Origin of the sequence: Colwellia sp. MT41 (assembly GCF_001444365.1) — a bacterium.
GTDB lineage: Bacteria > Pseudomonadota > Gammaproteobacteria > Enterobacterales > Alteromonadaceae > Colwellia > Colwellia marinimaniae.
This window is the reverse complement of the sequence record NZ_CP013145.1, coordinates 3,327,935-3,347,787: the sequence shown is the minus strand read 5'-3', so window position 1 is coordinate 3,347,787 and position 19,853 is coordinate 3,327,935. Positions and strand designations below refer to the sequence as shown.

Genomic DNA, 19,853 nt, shown 5'->3' with positions numbered 1-19,853 from the left:
GTGTTTATAATGATATTGTTACTCATGTATGCCCAACATACTAAGTGGTATATCAACAACTATCATAAAAATTAACTTTCATTATCGCGTGTTTATAATGATATTGTTGCTCAGGTATGTCCAACAATATCAGTGGTATATCAACAACTATCATAAAAATTAGCTTTCATTACCGCGTGTTTATAATGATATTGTTGCTCAGGTATACCCAACATACTCAGTGGTATATCAACAACTATCATAAAAATTAACTTTCATTACCGCGTGTTTATAATGATATTGTTGCTCAGGTATGTCCAACAATATCAGTGGTATATCAACAACTATCATAAAAATTAGCTTTCATTACCGCGTGTTTATAATGATATTGCATACTCAGCTATACCCAACAATATCATTGGTATATCAACAACCATCATAAAAAATAGAGCTAATGCTTTAGCTCAGCTAGCCCAGATCTAAAACTAAAAAGCACCTTTACTGATAATATCAGTAAAGGTGCTTTTGTATTGCTTGTTAGTTATCTTACGCGAGTAGCTAAAGCCAACCGAGTACATCTCTCATCACCGACCAGCGCGGCTTTTTCGCTTTAGGATTTTGACCTAAAATCCAATAATTATAAACTTGCTGCTGAAAACCATTTTCTTTTTTCAGTTTCAGCCAGGTATTCATATACTGTAAATAATCTAACTGACCTTGCGGCAGTACAAAGGCAACCGGAGCTCTAAGGCGTAAGCCTTTTGGTATAACGGCGGAAAAATTAGGGTATAACATTGCCCAAGCAGATCCTGCCTCGGTCGAGTAAATTAAGGCATCAACCTCTTTATAGCGACCTTTTAGAAATTGTCTAACGTTATTAACCACGGTTAACTTGGCGTTGGGTATATATTCTTTAACCATATCTTGGTAATACTTACTGCTGCCGACACCTAGGTTTAGATTCGTCATTGCTTGAATATTGTAAAGATCGGAAAACTCATCACGCCTAGCGTCACTCACTAATAAGCCGGCCGTGCGAAAAGTATAAGAATCGGTAAAGGTCACTGTTAAGGCACGTTTTGGTGTTATTGCATGACCACCAATAGTGATATCAACACTACCATCGGCCAATAGCTTGGCTTCATCAGCTTTATCTTTAATAAGAATTAAGGCCAGATTGACCTCAAGATCTTTAGCAAATTGATTGAGTAGCTCGACATCAAAGCCGACCATCTGGTTATCTTTATTTCTAAACGCATAAGGCAAGCTGGCATGGTAATAACCAATACGAATACTTTTACGGGCCATAATTATTTCAAGGCGCGGCTGCTGTTGCTCAAAATATCCCAAAGGCGTAAGTTCTTTATATTGTTCTATTTTAGCACTGCTATTCATCGACTTCATTGCTTCAAACGTTTGTACACCTTCATATTGATAGGGGATCAATGATTTCAAAATAAAGCCAGCAGCAATCATCACGCCAAAGGTTACCGCTAAATGCACACCTATGGCTTGCATCATTCTATGCCATTTAAGTTTTTTCAATACTGCGGAAGCGACCAATAGGGTAACGACAAAACCATGCAGTGCCGCTAAGCCTGTAGCAAAACGAGCAGTCACTACACTGCCTAATAAATACAGTTGGAATTGATCGGCGGGTAAGTCAAAAAAGTCGAGTAAAAAGGGAATAGCGACCGCCATGCTACCAAAAGCGGTTAAGGCGCCCATAATAACAAAAGAAATATAGTCATCAAAACCTAAGGGTGAACCGACATACCAAGCTGAAAATAAGATAAAACCTAGGCCCAATAATGTCCCGGTACTGGGGAAACTGTAGGCGGTAGGTACTAGTACATCAACAGTTGAGTATGTTTCTTCGCAATCCATACCATGTTTAGCTAACAGCTCTTTACTGCGCTCAATTATCATCGGCAAGACGACTAATACCGTACCGGTCGCTAATGCTGTTATCACGGCTTCACCTGCCGTTGATAATATTTCACGGTAGGAAAATGGCGTTGCCCAATGAATTATCAGTGGTAACAAGACGAAAGCCAGTAAGGCCGCAGCGGTAATATATACCCATAAAAACACTTGCAAGCGGCCAAGTTCTTCAACCTCAAGCGTACCCGCGGCAGAGGCTGAAATAGCAAAAATTCCTAAGGGCGCTAACTTAGCGATATAAGAAGCTACTTTCATTAAGCTGTCACCAATATTGGTGGTTAAGGTGAGTAGTGTTTCCTTATTTTTAACTTGAATAAGTGCGACGCCCATTAATAATGAGAATAATACGACGGCAGGTACAATAGTTTCTGATAACGAAGCGAAAATATTGCTAGGAATATAAAGTTTAACAAAATTAAAAACTTCGGGCTCAGCTATCATACTGGTACTGAAAAACCCTGCGGTTTGCCAGTTCGGATAAGCTAAGGGCAGTAATAATAAGGTAGCCATAACAGACAGCCACAGGATGATTATTACTTTCACCGCGCGTAAACCAATTCGGCTAGCCATAGTGCTGTCTAAGCGACCAAGACCGCCAATGATCGAAACCAGTACATAAGGTAAAACAGTCATTTGCAATAAGCGAATATAAACATCGCCAATGACTTCCAAGTGTTCGGCTGGCTCGCCAACAAAAATTCCCGTTGATATACCGAGTATTAAGGCAATGATAACCCGTTGAAAAGGGCTGATTTTTTTGTATAGTCTGGCTAGTAGCATTTTGTCTCCGCACTAAAATAGGCCAAAGGCTTAATTTTCATAGCGGGTATTATCGCTTTTCTTCTAGGTTATTCAAGTTTAATAAGGCTGTGATAACAAAGTTATGTTTAAGTTGCCATATAAGCAAAAAAACACCCATTCTAATACCTCAGAGTAAGCTGAGTTGTTGATAATAGTTAATAACGGTTAAATAATCGCGATAAAGACGTTCAGGGGTAAAACTATTAAAACCAAGCTCGGTAATTTCAGGCATAAACACTGCCTGTAATTCAGCCTCTGGGTTTATTAATAATATGCTTAGCCCATGGCTAACCTGATATAACGGCCCGCTTTGAGAGGCTGAAATTGCCCTTGGGCGAGTGATCTCAACCTTAATACCTAAGCTTTGTTGAAAGTTTTGGTCATCTGCTGATGTTTTGGCACGAACGGCAATAAACTTATCTGAAAAATAATGAATATATTGACTAAGTATTGCTTGGGAGTCTCTATCTGGGTCAATGGTATAAAAAATAAATTGAGTTTCTGGCTTATCATGGCTTGCGCTGAGTAAGTCAGCAAGCTGGGTTAAGGTGAATAAAGTTGTTGGGCAAATATCAGGGCACTGAGTATAACCATAAGTAATAAAGTGCCACTTTCCTTTGAAATAGTCCTGATTAATAGCCTGGCCCAGATGGTTAGTTAATTGAACGTTTGTTAATAGTTGTGCATCATTTAGGATAATCCCTTGTATCTTAGGCAGGTCAATATTGGTCTGATAATGTGTATTAGTGGTTAAACGATAAACAAATATGGTGAATACCATGACAACTAAAATAGGCAGTAATATTAAGGCTTGTTGCCAATTTGACTTATTCCTAGACTTGGTCTTCATGTTTTTTTATCACCAGTAAACTACAAGACGATCGAGTAATAAAGCAATAAAAAGCGCAATTAAATAATAAATTGAAACATAAAATGTTTTTAAGGCTAATTGATTATCTACGGCCACTTTTAATTGAATGGCATAATAGCTAAACCATAGGCCAAGGGGCACAGCTAAGGATAAATAAAGCTCACCAGAGTAGTGAAAAAAGTACGGTAATAAACTGGCAATAATGGTTGCTAAGGTATAAATAACAATACAAGTCTTGGTATGGTTAACCCCTTTAATTACCGGCAACATCGGGACATTAGCGCGTCGATAATCCTCAAGCCGGTCTATTGCTAAAGGCCAAAAATGAGCGGGCGTCCACAAAAATATAATCAAGGTCAATAATAATGGTTCCAGTGCAATGCTATTGGTGATACTTGTCCAGCCTAACAAAGGTGGGATAGCACCAGCAAAGCCACCGTAAACAATGTTTTGAGGTGTTTTATGCTTTAAAAAACAAGTATATATCAAGGCATAGCCTATAAAACCAATTAAGGTAAGTAATGCAGTTAACAGATTGATATAATTTAACAATAAAAACATTGAGCTAGAGACCAAGCTAGCGGCAAAAAACAGCGCCTGTTTATTGCTAATGCGTTGCTTAACTAGAGGTCGCCATTGAGTTCTTTGCATTTTTGCATCAATGTTAACATCGACGACATGATTAATTACTGCAGCGGCACTCGCGGCAAAACCTATGGCGATAGTTGCGATTACTATCAACTTAAGGTCAAAGTTCTGAGCACTAGCCAAATACATACCAACCATAGCGGTGATTAATATCATCAACACCACTTTCGGCTTACATAAGGCGATATAATCTCGCCAACTAGCTAATTGAGACACTGGCAACTCGGGGGTAGCATTGTTATTCATTTGTGCTCCTTATCAGCAATGCGCTAACATCAAGGATTAAAAAACGAAATAATTCGGCCGATAAAAACATAATCAGCTTCACTCGACATCAGGGCAATAAAAATTAAAATAGCAATGGGTGGTAAAAATAATAATAATTTAACTGCCGTACGCTCCCATGCTAAGTGCATAAATACCATGATAATTAAGCCAGCCTTTAATAGCATGAAAACTAAAATAAGAGTCCATCTGAGTACGCCTTGAAATTGAAAGTAATCAACCATATATGAACAGGCACTTAGGACAAAAAGTAATAGCCATACTTTCAGATACATACTGATAGGGTGCTGTTTAGGCTGTGAAGTAACTGTTTTTATTTTGGTGTTTTCTTTCATCAGCTTAGCCTCACCATAAATAGAAAAATGCAAAAATGAATACCCAAACTAAATCAACAAAATGCCAATATAATCCAGTAATTTCAACAATGTGATAACCTTTCTGGTCGTACTTCCCTTGATATACTCGTTTGGCAATCACGGTAAGATAAATAACACCAGCACTGACATGTAAGCCATGGAAACCGGTGATCATAAAAAATGCCGCGCCAAATTGATTGGCACCCATGGGATTTTCCCAAGGGCGTATGCCTTCTTCTACTATTAATTTGGTCCATTCAAAGGCTTGCATGCCAATAAAACTTGCACCTAATAATGCGGTTGCTAGCATTAAATAGACGGTTTTCTGCTTATTTCCTTGATAGGCATAATTAACCGCCATGGCCATAGTGCCGCTACTAGTGATTAAAATGAAGGTCATAATGGCGATTAAGACCAAGGGAATGTGATGGCCAGCAATAGTTAACGCAAAAACTTCACTTGGGTTTGGCCAAACAGCGGTTACCGTCATACGTACACTCATATAGCTGGTAAGAAAAATACTAAAGATAAAGGTATCGCTTAATAAGAATATCCACATCATCAACTTGCCCCAGGGCATATCAAAAGACTGCTTATCAGCGTTCCAATCATTGGCGACACTTTGCCAGGACGAGGTCTTGTTTGTTTCATGGTCTTTTTTATGGTCATCGTTAGGCATAAATTCTCCCTAGAAACCGCAAATTGAAGCAATAGTTTTAAAGGTATCAGCATCACTGGTTAATAAAAAAAATAAAAATAACCAAATAAAAAATAAATAGTGCCAATACCGCGCACACAACTTGAGACGGGAAACTAGCTGTTGGTAAGAGCGGTTAACAGCAAAGAGTAAAATACAACGCATGAATACCAATATGCCGCCAATGATATGTAAGGCATGTACACCAGTAAGTAAAAAATAATAGCTGTTAGCGGGATTGGTAGTGATATAAAAGCCAGACTGATTCAGTTGTAGCCACACTTGAATTTGGCCACTGATAAAAAGTAAAGTAAACAATGTTGTTGCTGCTAATGAAATCATGATGGCAGAGAGGCTCTGCCGTTCAGCAAATTTTTTCGCTAACATAATACTAATACTTGCCAATAGTAGATAAGCACTGTTTTGCCATAAAATGTCTGCATTGGTAAACGGCAACCATGGCTCTCCCGATAGTGCCTGAAAATCAAAAGATTGTGTACGTTGCAAAAAAGTGACGGTAAATAAGAAAAATATCACCGTGATCACCGCCAATAAAAAGTGTAAGGCAGTACTGGCGGCTTTTTCTTTATTAAGTAAACCAGTGGCTTGGCTAGTTTGTTGTTCAAACTCGACTGGTAACCAAGGTTTAACTCGCAATGATTTAAGCATTTGCATTATTTATCCCTCTGGTTATTATTTTTATCATCAGTTAGATATTCAACGTCTCTAGGGGCGACATTTTGTGGAATAAAGTCATCTTTAACTTTAGGCACACTATAATCGTATGCCCAACGATAAACCTGAGGTAATTTCTTACCCCAATTACCATGCCCAGGAGGAAATTGCGCCGTTTGCCATTCCAGTGATGTTGCTTGCCAAGGGTTCCGCCCTGATTTTTTGCCTTTAAAGGTACTCCAGATGAGATTAAAAATAAAAACCACTTGCACTAAACCAACGATAATGGCTGACACGGTAATACCCGCATTAAGCGTCTGGGCGGACTCAGGAATAAAGTCTGTCTCGCCCATGGCATAATAACGTCGAGGTACGCCTAAAAACCCTAAATAATGCATGGGTAGGTAGATAGCATAAGTACCTAAAAATGTGCCCCAAAAGTGAAACTTGCCCAGCTTATTATTTAAAAATCGTCCAGTTAAGAGTGGGAACCAATGATAAATGGCAGCAAACAATACCATTATGGGTGAAACCCCCATGACCATATGAAAATGAGCCACAACAAAAAAGGTGTCTGACAAAGGTAAATCTATGATGACATTACCTAACATCAGTCCAGTTAAACCACCATGAGTGAAGGTGAAAATAAAACCTATGGCAAATAACATCGGCACGGTCAGGTGGATATTTCCGCGCCATAAAGTTAATAGCCAGTTATAAACTTTTAAAGCGGTTGGAATAGCAATAATAAGTGTGGTGGTGGCAAAGAAAAAGCCAAAATACGGGTTCATGCCGCTAACATACATATGGTGCGCCCAAACAACAAAACTCAAACCACCAATGGCAATAATGGCCCAAACCATCATGCGGTAACCAAAAATATTTTTTCGAGCGTGTACGGATATTACGTCAGATACCATACCAAAAGCAGGTAAAGCCACTATGTATACTTCTGGGTGGCCAAAAAACCAAAATAAGTGTTGAAACAATATTGGGCTGCCGCCGCTATGCTCTAATGTTTGCCCTAACGATAAAATGGCGGGCATAAAAAAGCTGGTGCCAACTACCTTGTCAAAAATCATCATGATGGCACTAACTAATAAGGCTGGAAAAGCTAACAGTCCCAAAATTGTCGCAACAAAAATACCCCAAAGTGTTAAAGGCATGCGCATTAAGGTCATGCCCTTGGTTCTCGCCTGTAAGATGGTGGTGACATAATTTAGTCCACCCATGGTAAAAGCGACAATAAAAATTGCCAGTGAGATAAGCATTAACAAAATACCAGCACCTGAACCTGGCGTACCACTTAAAATGGCTTGCGGAGGATACAAGGTCCAACCAGCACCCGTGGGACCGCCACTAACAAAAAAACTGGCGAGTAATACCAACACGGACAGCAGATAGATCCAGTAACTGAGCATATTCAAGAAGGGGAAGACCATATCTCTTGCCCCGATCATAAGTGGGATCAAATAGTTACCAAAACCGCCTAACAACAATGCGGTTAATAAGTAAATCACCATGATCATGCCATGCATAGTGACAAACTGCAGATAAGACGAGGGATCAATAAATGAAAATTCATTAGGAAAACCAAGTTGCAAGCGCATCATGCCGGACAATACTAATGCCACCAGACCTACCGCTATTGCCGTGATCGAATATTGCACGGCGATAACTTTATGGTCTTGACTCCAAATGTACTTGCTCATGAACGTGGTAGGATGACTGGATTCATCCACTTGATCCGCAATCGCTACATTTTCCATTTTTGTCACATCATGCTCCTAAAGTCTTTCCGCAGTAAGTTCATTTCACGTTAGGTAGTGAATTGATATAACTCACTACATCATTAACCGCTTGTTGGTCATGTAATATTTTGGACATCAACACCATTTGATTACCATAGAGGTCAGCTGGGTGTGTCCCCCTAATGCCCTGTTGATAAGCGTTGATTTGTCGTTTCAAATACCAAGCGTGTTGACCCGCTAATTTGGGCGCGTTCATGGCATAATGTCCTTGAGCATGTTCACCATGGCAATAGGCGCAGTTTTTATAAAGCGACTTGCCTTTAATGGCATCGCCGCCAGTCACTAGCGTATTTTCACTAGATGTTTTTTCAAAAGGACTTTTTTTTGTAGGAATTAAGGCACTAAGGTAAGCGCTAACGTCGGTAATCGCTTTATCATCGGCTAATAAAACCGACATGGCGGCCATTTGTTGGCCATATAGGTCGGCACTATTTTGACCTCTAATTTTTTCTTTGAAATAATGTAATTGCCTCTGCAGATACCAACGGCTTAAACCCGCCACTTTAGGCGCCCCCATGGCTTGATTGCCTTGACCATTGATGCCGTGACACGCAGCACAACCAGCATAAAGTTGTTTACCTAGCGCTATATTTGCGCTGTCACGAGCTAATGTCTGAGTAAAGGTAGGTAAGCTGGCCAACCAGGTTTGATAATCACTGGCTGAGTCGACTTTAATAAAACCCCGCATGGTAAAATGCGCAATACCACAGAGCTCTTCACACAGTAGTTCGTAGCGTCCTAGTTTGGTCGGGGTAAACCAGACATTAGTAATGGCACCAGGGACTAAATCCATTTTTACTCGAAATTGCGGCACGGCAAAATTGTGTAAAACATCTTTTGAGCGTAATAAAACTTTGACCGGTTGATCAATAAGCAGATGCAATTCATTGCTGTTTACCAGTAAATCATCAGAGCCATTAATATCATTTACATCAAGTCCAAACGGGTTGTCTTCAGTGATTAACTTGATTGCCGTTTTTCCTAACTTGCCATCCTTGCCCGGTAGTCGATAACTCCAATGCCATTGTTGACCAACAGCTTCAACGATTTCGCTATTTTCAGGCACAGTAATAAATTCCCCCCAGACAACCAGCCCAGGAGCTAACATTGCGGCAACACCAATAGTCGTAACAACAGTCAGCCAAGCTTCTAGTTTGCTATTTTCTGGCTCGTAGTCGGCGCGCCTATCTTTATTATGACGATATTTAATAATAACAAAGGCGAGGAATAGATTTACTGCGACAAAGACAGTACCAACAACCCAAAGAGAAATATTAATGGTGTCATCAATAGCCTGCCAGTTTGATGCCAAAGGAGTGAACCACCAAGGGCTGACAAAATGAAAAATTAATGTTGCTATAACTAATAAAATAATAACAATGGCTATCGTCATAACGCACCCTAATATAAGTTGCAGTACTCGATAGCAATAACTTAATTGATAAAATGCTGAGGTGAATGAGTGAAGAGAAATAATAATTAAATTTATTGTCGCGCTTTAGGGTAAAACCAAACTAAGCTAACATTCTTTTTGTAAAAACTGTTGCACTCATATACACAGTAATCATAGTTAATTATCGATCTGCTCAATTATTAACATAGACTAATTTTGATAAAGTAGCGAAAAGTAGCACAACTTAACCTTGCACAAGTTAGCGACAACAGCTGAATGATTTCTCTAGCTCCTCACTATATATTTTACCTATAACAGTTAGAAATAATAAGCTTGGTCATATTGTTAAGATAAAATGATAACGCGAGACTAAGTAAACTGAGCTTAGGCATAGCGTAAAAATAAAACAGGTTAGCTTAGGCGTTTTGCTAATATTTAGTACTAGCTTGATAAGAACTTTTAAAATACCGACCAGCATAAAAACCTTATAGCATAATTGTATAAGGTTTTTATTTTAAGTAAGTGCGATAACGTGACCGTTAGGGCATAACTTTCATAAAGCGTTTGAAGTTATCTTGTGCTCGAATAACCCAATTAGGGGTAGACTCGCCAAAGCCTGAAGCACCAACGTTGGGATGTGTTTTCATGACGTTAGCTAAGGCAAGTTCTTGGCGAGGTTCAACATCAACAAACAAGATATGTTTACCGTTATGCAGCATTTCTTGAAAACGTTTAAAGTTTACATTAGGTTGCTGAATACCGATAAAACCACCTTCCCAAGTACAAAAACCTAAGATAATGATGGCTAGAAATATAAAGGGTACCCAACCAGCTGCCGATAGATGCCAGTTTAACAGATAGGTAAGCAGGATAATGGCACCGGCAGCTATTACGCCAATTAGCGCACCTAATTCGGTTGAATGCACTACGTCTTGTTTTAACACCGCAGCAACTTCATGCAGATGATGATTTTCAACCTCAGTATCATTTTCACTTAATACATGAATTTGTGGCTCGCTAAAACCTTGTTGCTCTAATTCATGTTCAACTTCTTCCAACTCATCAAGATCATTGGAAACAAAATAATGTCTCAACATAATAAACCTCACTTAATAAATTTGTATGTTAATGCTCCTTATATCAGGTCAATCTATTGAGTGACCTCATGGTTTATTCTTATAAAGCTAAGTATAGCAAAGTCTCAAAACATCAAGGACTCGACCACATAGTTGCCACAAAGTGAAAATATTAGCTATATTATTCAGAAGGACAATATTGAAATATCATAAATTGTGATGCTTTCCGCTAGCTTATGAGAGAGTGAATGGTGGCGATTGCGGGAGTAGAACTGCTGGGCTGATAGAAAGTACTAATTCAATCAGTGAACTAGTTGCTTACTTCAAGTTAAGTAAATTATGGGCAATAAAAAGGCTCTGTTGTAGTTTAGTGTTGCTGAGTAAACAAGCGAGACACGTAAACCCATCCTTGGGGCTCTACACAAGCATCCATGCTTGTGAAGCTCGCTTTATCACTTCAGCAATACTCACCATAAAATCATAGAGTTACAATGTAGACAACAGTATTATGGAACAGAGCAATAAAAAAGCCTCAATACTAATGTCTAAACATAAGTGCTGAGGCTTATTACATTCTCAAAGAGAATAAATGGTGCCGACTGCCAAAGTCGAACTGCTGGGTTTATATGATGTACTGATTCAATCAGTAGTACAACTAGATAAACCCCAGACGAAAAAAAACCTTAACATTGCTGTTAAGGTTTCGTTTCTTCCTTGCGGAATAAATGGTGCCGACTGCCGGAGTGGAACTGCTGGGCTTATATGATGTACTGATTCAATCAGTAGGCTAGTTGTTAAATTACAGGCAATAAAAAAGCCTCAACATAAATGCTGAGGCTTATTACATTCTCAAAGAGAATAAATGGTGCCGACTGCCAAAGTCGAACTGCTGGGGTTATATGAGTTACTGATTCAATCAGTAGTACAACTAGATAAACTCCAGACGAAAAAAAGCCTCAACATAAATGCTGAGGCTTATTACATTCTCAAAGAGAATAAATGGTGCCGACTGCCGGAGTGGAACTGCTGGGCTTATATGATGTACTGATTCAATCAGTAGGCTAGTTGTCACTTCAAGCCGAATAAATTACAGGCAATAAAAAAGCCTCAACATAAATGCTGAGGCTTATTACATTCTCAAAGAGAATAAATGGTGCCGACTGCCGGAATCGAACTGGCGACCTACTGATTACAAGTCAGTTGCTCTACCAACTGAGCTAAGTCGGCACACAAAACTGTGTGCAGTATTTAAGCCTATTAAAAATTAGCTTGAATACTCTGGCACCGAAGTATTACTTAATATTATAATTAAATAATAGATGAGCAGTACTTCTGTAAAATGGTGCCCCGACCCGGATTTGAACCAGGGACACGAGGATTTTCAATCCTCTGCTCTACCAACTGAGCTATCGGGGCTTAACATGTTTAACTTGGCTTTCATTCACTGCCTCGTTAAGACGGGGCGTATTAAACTGTTTTTCCTTTACCCCGTCAACTGTTTTTTACTAAGTTTTTTATAAAAAGCGTTCGTTTGCTGTTTTTTACAGCACATCTGTTTTTTATGTAGTTTTTGTAAGCGTTAACGAGTTATAAAATAGGCAGCGCAATAGTTAACTATGTTTATTTACTCGGTGGTACATAACCTTCAATTTCTGGTTCTTTACCTTCAAATAGGTAGGCAACCATAGCTGATTCTAAAAAAGCACGATCGTCAGCATTCATCATATTCATTTTTTTCTCATTAATGATCATGGTTTGCTTCTTTTGCCATATTTTCCAAGCTTCTTTAGAAATGTTATCGAAAATACGTTTACCTATTTCACCGGGGTAAAGTTGAAAACCTAGACCTTCGCCTTCTTTTTTTAGGCTTTGACAAAATACTGTACGACTCATAATGGCTTCTCTTCTCTTTATTAGGTAAATATTAGGTAAGTAGATAGTTAATTTAGCTGATAGCTAATTGCTAACTCTTAATTACTAAGTAGGGTTAGTAGTTTTTGTGTAGCAGCCGCTAAGCCGACACTTAATTCTTGGTGTAAATCATACCACTTTTGCTGATTAGGTTCGTTTATTTCTACTGCATCAAGTTGCTGGCAGTCCACGACCACAGGGGTAATATCTAAATGAAAGTGACTAAAAGTATGCCTAAACTCTGTTAGGGTTTGTGATGAAAGCGCTTTAAGTGACAAACTCGCCATTAAATCATCAATTTCATTTAACTCATCAACTTCATGAAAACACCATAAGCCGCCCCAAATACCCACAGGTGGGCGCTTTTCCATTAACACCTTATCACAGCGTTCATTTTGTATTCTAGGAATGACCATGATGGTTCTTTTCTCAGGAATTTTTTTCTTAGGTTTTTTCTGAGGAAAATTCATTTGCTGCTCACCAGCCTTGGCCAAACAGCTTTGTTCAACAGGGCAAAGCTCACAACTGGGTTTACTGCGTGTACATACCGTTGCACCTAGATCCATCATTGCTTGGTTGAAGCTGTCGGTTTCGATGCTAGGGGTTAATTGCTCGCTTAATAACCACAAGGCTTTATCGAATTTACTTAAACCGTTATAGCCCTCAACTAAATAGCTACGGGCAAGTACTCGTTTAACATTACCGTCTAAAATAGGATGATGTTGCTTTAGGGATAAGCTTAAAATGGCGCCAGCGGTTGAACGACCAATGCCCGGCAAGGCAATAACTTGCTCAATTTCTATGGGAAAATGTCCGGAAAAATCATTGACGATAATTTTTGCGGCTTTATGTAAATTACGCGCTCTGGCGTAATAGCCTAAGCCGGTCCAATGATGTAGCACTACATCATCATCGGCATTGGCTAAGTCAGTAATGGTCGGAAAACTTGCCATAAAACGTTGGTAGTATGGGATAACTGTCGTAACTTGGGTTTGTTGTAACATTATCTCAGAAATCCACACCCGATATGGGGTTTTATCTTGTTGCCAAGGGAAATGCTTTCGACCTTGTTGGTGATACCAACTGACAACTTGCTGGCCAAATTTTTCAGCTGATTCGGCTGATATTGCTATAGGATAATTCATAGCGCGCAGTGTAACTAAATAATGTGCTGAGCTCAAATAGGCAAATTCGCATCTTGATGGACTTGGGTATATAATATCGCCTTTAAAATTCGCTCTGTTAAAAAATTGGCATAGCGCTAGGCAAAAATAAGGCTTTATTATGAAAGTTACCGCAAAAAATCGTAGTCGACGTATCCGTAAAAAAATGCGTGTTGATGAGTTTCAAGAATTTGGCTTTGATGTTGCTTGGCAATTAAAAGAAGGCATAAACGGTGATGAGCTTGATGCCTTTATCGATAAGTTTTTTGCCGAGGCTATCCAACCAAATGGTTTAGGTTTTGGCGGTGAAGGTGATACTTTATGGCATGGCCTGATTTGTACACAAGCACTAGGCTCTTGTACGGATGAAAACCGTACTGCGGTTGAAAAATGGCTAACTGATAACGGCGCTACATCAGTAGCAGTTAGCGAGCTATACGATGTTTGGTGGGCTGAATAGTCTTATTCGTTATAAATGATTTTTATACAGCATTGTCGGCGTTATTCATTACCATTACTTATGTCCCATAAGCGCAGGCACTGAATATCTTGACGGCTTTGTCTAAAAGCCATTTATTTAGAATAACGAACTAACTTTATATAGCTACATCACGTTAAATGTTATTAGTAGCCTAAGTAATTGATAAAAACTAAGTTTTGCTGATGTGAAAAAACAAGCTTCACCAACATGACGCTACAGGATGTAGCTTATTAGACAATGCATGGAGCATATTGTCCTGATGTTGGTGTAGAGCGGCCATGGATGGCTTCATAGCGTCTTGTTGTTCGCTTAGCAACACTTATGACCAACAGAGTCTTTTTTGATAAAGAAAACTTATGACTGAAAAAAACGAAAAAACACATAAAACCATAGAGCAGGCCGAGCAAGAAGGTAAGTACATTCGTAAAGTTCGTAGTTTTGTTAAACGCGAAGGTCGCTTAACAAAAAATCAACAACGTTCGATTGACGATCATTGGCAAGATATGGGTCTCAACCATAGTGATGGTCTTATTGATAGCCAAGTAGTATTTGCTAATGCTAACCCTGTGGTTTTAGAGATTGGTTTTGGTATGGGGAAGTCTTTAGTTGAAATGGCTCAAGCAGCACCAGAAACAAACTTTATTGGCATTGAAGTACATAAGCCAGGTGTCGGCGCTTGTATTTCATCGGCCATTGCCGCTGGGGTTAGTAATTTAAAAATTTTTGACCATGATGCTATTGATATTTTAGCGGACTGTATTCCAGACGGAACTTTAACAACGGTGCAATTATTTTTTCCTGATCCATGGCATAAGAAAAAGCACCATAAACGCCGCATTGTTTCTGCTGAGTTTGTTGAAACTATCCGACAAAAATTAAAAGTCGGTGGTGTCTTTCATATGGCGACCGATTGGGAAAATTATGCAGAATGTATGTTAGCAGATATGCAAAGTGCTCAAGGTTATAACAATGTGTCTGCATCAAATGATTATGTACCACGTCCTGAATCTCGCCCGTTAACTAAATTTGAAAACCGTGGTCAACGACTAGGGCATGGTGTTTGGGATTTACAATTTGCTAAAAAGGCTTAAGTTTTATCAGTTAAACCTTTGTCCATTTAGCTTGCTTGGTCTTCGTTTTGACTAGGAGATGGTAAGTATTGGCGCTCAATGAAAAATAAGTGTTGAGCGTTACGTAAATTTCCGCTGTCGATTAACCATTGTTGGTCAATGATTTCACGTGCTAAAGCAGCATGCAATATGCGGCTTTTATATTGAGTCCAATAAAGTAATGTTGCTGCTTGATGGCAATCATTGTTAGGTTGCTGCTCAGTGCGGGTTATTGCTAACTCTGCAATAATATTAGCAATAACTTTAGCTTTTAACTCGCTATCAATATGTTGCTTAAAGCGAGTAAACCTTTTGGCTTTAACTAATTGCCACATTAACCAAACCAAAGACAGTAACGCCAGTATGGCGATAATTTCCATGTGTTTTTCCTGTTTAAATAATGATGGCTATCATAGCATCTCCGCTTAGCTATTTACCTAGTCAACTAGATAAAAAGAATGATAAAGAGGTTGCACTTAGTTACACTGTTATTAATTTAATAACAGACGGGTTTTTTTCAATGAGCAGAGTTTTTATATTTCTTTGTGTTTTATTCTTAAGTGGTTGTGTAACACCAAGCCAAGCCTATCAAGTAAAAGAAAATTCAATCCAAAAATTATATAAGAAGGTCAACCCTTCAGTAGTTGAGTTACATGTGCAGTCATTAGCTGACCCCAAAATTGGTCAGGTGGCCTATAAAGCACAAACTGCTAATTCTTTGGGTTCAGGTGCTTTAGTTAGTCGCGAAGGTCGAATTTTAACTGCTGCGCATGTTGTTGATAAAGCCACTTCAATTGAAGTGATATTTGCTGACGGTACCAAAACTACTGGCCATGTTGTTTGGGTAGAGCCATTAATTGATTTAGCCATGATTCAAGCCGGCAAGGTACCTAGTACAGCAAAGCCATTGAAATTAGCTAAAGCTAACGATTATCAAATTGGTGAGCAAGTTATTGTTATTGGCGCGCCTTTTGGTGTTAGTCATAGTTTATCTGTTGGTTATTTAAGTGGTATTCGTGATGGTAGTGCCATACCGGGTAGCACCTTAGTACCACGCTTATTGCAAACCGATGCCTCAATTAACCAAGGTAACTCGGGTGGACCAATGTTTAACCTCAATGGTGAAATAATTGGCATTGTTAGCCATATCTTGTCAAAAAGTGGTGGCAGTAATGGCCTCGGCTTTGTTATCTCTGTTGATACTATACGTCATATAATTGATAGCGATCCAGGTACATTCTCTGGTTTTATTCCGCTGTTACTGAATAAAAAACAGTCTTACGTTCTTAATAACGCCGCTGGGCATGGTATGTTAATTCAACATGTTATTCCTGGTACTTTAGCAGATAAACTCGGTTTTAAAGGCGGTAACATGAGTGTAGTTATGGGTCGTAACCCTATTTTACTTGGTGGTGATATACTACTGGAAGTGGCCGGTCGTGCTATAACTGATTTGGCCTCAGTGGTGAAAATTAAGAAGCACCTTGCTAGCTTTGAAAAAGGCGATAGAGTGACTTTTAAATATTTACGTAATGGCCAAGTGAAAGAAATACACTGGCTCGTTGATTAATCTTTATTCAATAGTTATTAGCTTGTTATGGCTAAATAATAGCTAGCGTTTTTGATTTAAAAAAAACTAAAATTAAAACGACAGATAAGCTCACTGGCGTTTTTTAGCTAATTTAAACGCTAAAGTACATTTTTTAATGGTGTTCTATTAATGACTCTTTATAATGGTCGCTAATATTGTTCGGAAGCATTTTATGAATATAGTATATAAAACAAGAACGCAGCTAGTGGTTGAAACTCTTCGAGAGAAAATTCTTAGCGGTGAATTAAAGGCGGGTGAGTCACTGCGTCAAGCAGCGTTGGCGACCGACTTAAATGTCAGCCGTATTCCTGTCAGGGAGGCGCTACTGCAACTTGAAGGTGAAGGCCTAGTTATCTTTGAACCGCATAAAGGTGCAACAGTAACAATGCTTAATGCTAAACATGCTGATGAACTTTTTGAATTACGATCTATGCTTGAAGGGCATTTATTAGCGGCATCATTACCGTTATTAACCCGTGAGAAATTAACGGAAGCGGGTGATATTTTAGCGGAATTAGATAGAGCACTTGGTAAAGAAAATGCTGCTAATACCTGGAGTGAGCTTAATTCACGTTATCACAACTGTTTATATTCAGCAGCTAAACTTCCACAAACACAAGATTTAGTCAATATTTTAAATAAAAATGCAGATAGGTACATACGTATGCATTTATTGTGGGCAGGTGGTATTTCAAAAGCGGGACCTGAGCACAACCAGTTACTCTCCTATTGTAAAACAGGTGATATAGATAAAGCTGTTGCGGTATTAAAACACCATATTTTAAGTTCTAAAGATGAAATTGTAGCATTTTTAGAGCAACGCGAAGCAGCAGGCAGCTAATTTAGCTCAGAGACGCAGTTTGTTTGCTTATTTTTGTGGTAAAAGTAAGCAAATATTGACTTTTACCCTCTATATTTATAGTATTCCCGCCCCTTAAAATCACAGAAAACTTGCTTGTTTTTGTCTATGCTTAGTGTTGATTAAGTGTAAATGAAATCGGCTCGCCAATTCGAATGCGCAATATTTTTCATCTCGGTGTTAGGTCTTGCGTTAAACCCAATGAGATAAAAATGTTTGAATTACACGCCAGTAAAGTGTCCAACCTGAAAAATGATGTGTTATCGGGACTAACCGTCGCTCTAGCACTAGTGCCTGAAGCGATAGCTTTTGCCTTTGTTGCCGGTGTTGGCCCGTTAGTTGGTTTATACGCGGCCTTTATAGTCGGTTTGATTACCGCCGTGTTTGGTGGTCGCCCGGGAATGATCTCTGGTGCAACGGGTGCTATGGCTGTGGTTATGGTGAGTTTAGTTGCCACTTATGGTATTGACTATTTATTTGCCACGGTAGTACTCACCGGTATTTTACAAATATTGGCCGGGGTATTTAAGATGGGTAAGTTTATCCGTCTGGTGCCGCATCCGGTAATGCTTGGTTTTGTTAATGGTTTAGCCATTGTTATCTTTTTAGCACAACTTAGCCAATTTAAAGTCACCAATGCTGCTGGTGAGCTTGAATGGATGCAGGGTGCGCCACTGTATACCATGCTTGGATTAATTCTTTTAACCATGGCGGTTATTCATTTCTTTCCTAAATTAACGAAAGCCGTACCTTCTACCTTGGTGGCTATTGTCGGGGTTTCTTTCTTAGTGTTTGGACTTGGACTTGATACTAAGCTGGTCGGTGATGTTGCCTCTATTGCGGGTGGTTTACCAACATTCTCAATTCCACAAGTACCTTTTTCTCTTGAAACGTTAAAAATAATTTTCCCGTTTGCTATCGTCCTTGCGGCAATTGGTTTAATTGAATCTTTATTAACACTGACCTTAATTGATGAATTGACGGGCACACGTGGCCGTAGTAATAAAGAATGTATTGCTCAGGGCGCCGCGAATACTGTGACTGGCTTCTTCGGTGGTATGGGGGGCTGTGCCATGATAGGACAGTCGATGATCAACGTGAATTCTGGTGGTCGTGGTCGAGCATCGGGTATTACCGCTGCGTTAGCGTTGCTAGGTTTTATCTTATTTGCCTCGGGTTTAATTGAGCAAATACCCTTAGCGGTACTTGTTGGGGTCATGTTCATTGTTGTTATCGGTACCTTTGAATGGTCAAGTTTGCGTATTTTAGGCAAGGTGCCTAAAGCCGATGCTTTTGTGCTCATCTTGGTTTCAGCGGTCACCGTTTATTCAGATCTAGCGATAGCCGTTATAGTAGGTGTTATTGTCTCCGCACTCGTTTTTGCTTGGGAACATGCCAAACATATAACGGTTACCCGAAGTGTCGATGAAAACGGCTCAACGGTATATGAAGTTAACGGGCCAATATTTTTTGGTTCAATTGCTAACTTCCTTGAGCAATTTAGTCCAGAGAAAGACAGTGACGATGTTATTGTTGACTTTAAAAATGCCCGGGTTGTTGATCACTCGGCCATAGAAGCCATTGATACTTTAGCTGAGCGATATTTGTCGCGTAACAAAACCATGCATTTAAAACACTTAAACCAAGAGTGTAAGCAATTGCTAGATAAAGCCGGTAAGTTAGTTGAGCTTAACGTAATTGAAGACCCTGATTATCATATCGTTAGTGATAAGTTGGCTTAGTCGTTAAATTGTCTCCTTAGGGGGCAACAGCCACTAGCTGTTATAAAAAATGCGCTGATAAGTTATACTTAACTTACCGCGCATTTTTTTTATTTGTTTTTCGAGTGAGGGTTAAGTGCAATTAGAGTTCTTTGAAGTTCCTAGCCCCTGTGTCAGTATTTGTGAGTCTGATGAAAAAGGCCACTGTCGAGGTTGTATGCGCTCGCGTAATGAACGACAAGAATGGGGCAACTTCACTAACGATGAGAAACAAAAAGTAATCAAACGTTGCCTACAACGTAAAAAACGTAAATTAAATCAGCAAAAGGTCAAAGAAACTGAACCAGTTATTGAGCCTATCGTTGCCGCTGATTTACAACCCTCCTTGCTTGACCCTCCCCAAGAAATACAGCCGGTACAAAATACTGACTTAGACTTTAGTGAGTTTGAGTTATAATATTTTAGTTATACTTCTATATTTT

18 protein-coding genes and 2 tRNA genes are annotated in these 19,853 nt (G+C 39.2%); 6 read left to right on the top strand and 14 right to left on the bottom strand.

Annotation, left to right across the window (positions count from 1 at the left end; all coding sequences use genetic code 11):
- Nucleotides 1-537: 537 nt before the first annotated feature.
- From CMT41_RS14260 to mutY, 13 genes are all read right to left on the bottom strand, one after another.
- A complete protein-coding gene (locus tag CMT41_RS14260) occupies nt 538-2,703 on the bottom strand; it encodes a cation:dicarboxylate symporter family transporter (protein WP_058027644.1) in 2,166 nt (721 codons plus the stop codon).
- A 148-nt stretch (nt 2,704-2,851) separates the two neighbouring features.
- Nucleotides 2,852-3,574, bottom strand: coding sequence for an SCO family protein (locus CMT41_RS14255; RefSeq protein WP_057181979.1), 723 nt, complete (start codon nt 3,572-3,574; stop codon nt 2,852-2,854).
- Between the two features lie 9 nt (nt 3,575-3,583).
- On the bottom strand, nt 3,584-4,489 hold the full coding sequence (locus CMT41_RS14250; protein WP_058027643.1) for a heme o synthase: 906 nt from the start codon (nt 4,487-4,489) through the stop codon (nt 3,584-3,586).
- A 29-nt stretch (nt 4,490-4,518) separates the two neighbouring features.
- Nucleotides 4,519-4,863 (bottom strand): cytochrome C oxidase subunit IV family protein, encoded by a 345-nt coding sequence (locus CMT41_RS14245; protein ID WP_057182123.1) that lies wholly within the window; start codon nt 4,861-4,863, stop codon nt 4,519-4,521.
- 10 nt (nt 4,864-4,873) lie between these two features.
- The gene (locus CMT41_RS14240; protein ID WP_058027642.1) at nt 4,874-5,563 is read right to left on the bottom strand and encodes a heme-copper oxidase subunit III family protein; all 690 of its coding nucleotides are present in this window, start codon (nt 5,561-5,563) and stop codon (nt 4,874-4,876) included.
- 9 nt (nt 5,564-5,572) lie between these two features.
- Entirely contained in the window at nt 5,573-6,256 is a 684-nt protein-coding gene (locus CMT41_RS14235; protein ID WP_058027641.1) for a cytochrome c oxidase subunit 3, read from the bottom strand.
- A complete protein-coding gene (locus CMT41_RS14230; RefSeq protein WP_058027640.1) occupies nt 6,256-8,025 on the bottom strand; it encodes a cytochrome c oxidase subunit I in 1,770 nt (589 codons plus the stop codon). Before CMT41_RS14230 ends, CMT41_RS14235 begins: the two co-directional genes overlap by 1 nt.
- Nucleotides 8,026-8,065: 40 nt before the next feature.
- The gene (locus CMT41_RS14225; RefSeq protein ID WP_058027639.1) at nt 8,066-9,460 is read right to left on the bottom strand and encodes a c-type cytochrome; all 1,395 of its coding nucleotides are present in this window, start codon (nt 9,458-9,460) and stop codon (nt 8,066-8,068) included.
- 539 nt (nt 9,461-9,999) lie between these two features.
- Nucleotides 10,000-10,557, bottom strand: coding sequence for a hypothetical protein (locus tag CMT41_RS14220; RefSeq protein WP_057181967.1), 558 nt, complete (start codon nt 10,555-10,557; stop codon nt 10,000-10,002).
- Nucleotides 10,558-11,687: 1,130 nt separating this feature from the next.
- A tRNA-Thr gene (locus tag CMT41_RS14210) sits at nt 11,688-11,763 on the bottom strand.
- 113 nt (nt 11,764-11,876) lie between these two features.
- Nucleotides 11,877-11,952, bottom strand: a tRNA-Phe gene (locus CMT41_RS14205).
- A 204-nt stretch (nt 11,953-12,156) separates the two neighbouring features.
- Nucleotides 12,157-12,429 (bottom strand): oxidative damage protection protein, encoded by a 273-nt coding sequence (locus CMT41_RS14200; protein ID WP_057181965.1) that lies wholly within the window; start codon nt 12,427-12,429, stop codon nt 12,157-12,159.
- A gap of 77 nt (nt 12,430-12,506) precedes the next feature.
- Nucleotides 12,507-13,592, bottom strand: coding sequence for an A/G-specific adenine glycosylase (gene mutY / locus CMT41_RS14195; RefSeq protein ID WP_057181963.1), 1,086 nt, complete (start codon nt 13,590-13,592; stop codon nt 12,507-12,509).
- A 139-nt stretch (nt 13,593-13,731) separates the two neighbouring features.
- Here mutY and CMT41_RS14190 point away from each other — a divergent pair, with 139 nt between their 5' ends.
- Nucleotides 13,732-14,070: a YggL family protein gene (locus tag CMT41_RS14190; RefSeq protein WP_057181961.1), complete on the top strand. Its 339-nt coding sequence runs from the start codon at nt 13,732-13,734 to the stop codon at nt 14,068-14,070.
- A 377-nt stretch (nt 14,071-14,447) separates the two neighbouring features.
- Nucleotides 14,448-15,182 (top strand): tRNA (guanosine(46)-N7)-methyltransferase TrmB, encoded by a 735-nt coding sequence (gene trmB, locus CMT41_RS14185; RefSeq protein ID WP_057181959.1) that lies wholly within the window; start codon nt 14,448-14,450, stop codon nt 15,180-15,182.
- 26 nt (nt 15,183-15,208) lie between these two features.
- Here the strand turns inward: trmB and CMT41_RS14180 are convergent, their stop codons facing one another.
- Nucleotides 15,209-15,580, bottom strand: coding sequence for a hypothetical protein (locus CMT41_RS14180; RefSeq protein ID WP_057181958.1), 372 nt, complete (start codon nt 15,578-15,580; stop codon nt 15,209-15,211).
- A gap of 140 nt (nt 15,581-15,720) precedes the next feature.
- Between CMT41_RS14180 and CMT41_RS14175 the strand changes: the two genes are divergently transcribed.
- The 4 genes from CMT41_RS14175 (at nt 15,721) to CMT41_RS14160 (ending at nt 19,828) form a co-directional block, all read left to right on the top strand.
- Nucleotides 15,721-16,770 (top strand): S1C family serine protease, encoded by a 1,050-nt coding sequence (locus tag CMT41_RS14175; protein ID WP_058028241.1) that lies wholly within the window; start codon nt 15,721-15,723, stop codon nt 16,768-16,770.
- Between the two features lie 193 nt (nt 16,771-16,963).
- Complete coding sequence (locus tag CMT41_RS14170; RefSeq protein WP_057181956.1) at nt 16,964-17,632, top strand: GntR family transcriptional regulator; 669 nt, start codon at nt 16,964-16,966, stop codon at nt 17,630-17,632.
- A 230-nt stretch (nt 17,633-17,862) separates the two neighbouring features.
- Nucleotides 17,863-19,392: a SulP family inorganic anion transporter gene (locus CMT41_RS14165; protein ID WP_058027637.1), complete on the top strand. Its 1,530-nt coding sequence runs from the start codon at nt 17,863-17,865 to the stop codon at nt 19,390-19,392.
- Between the two features lie 115 nt (nt 19,393-19,507).
- A complete protein-coding gene (locus CMT41_RS14160; RefSeq protein WP_058027636.1) occupies nt 19,508-19,828 on the top strand; it encodes a DUF1289 domain-containing protein in 321 nt (106 codons plus the stop codon).
- The last annotated feature ends 25 nt before the right edge of the window (nt 19,829-19,853 follow it).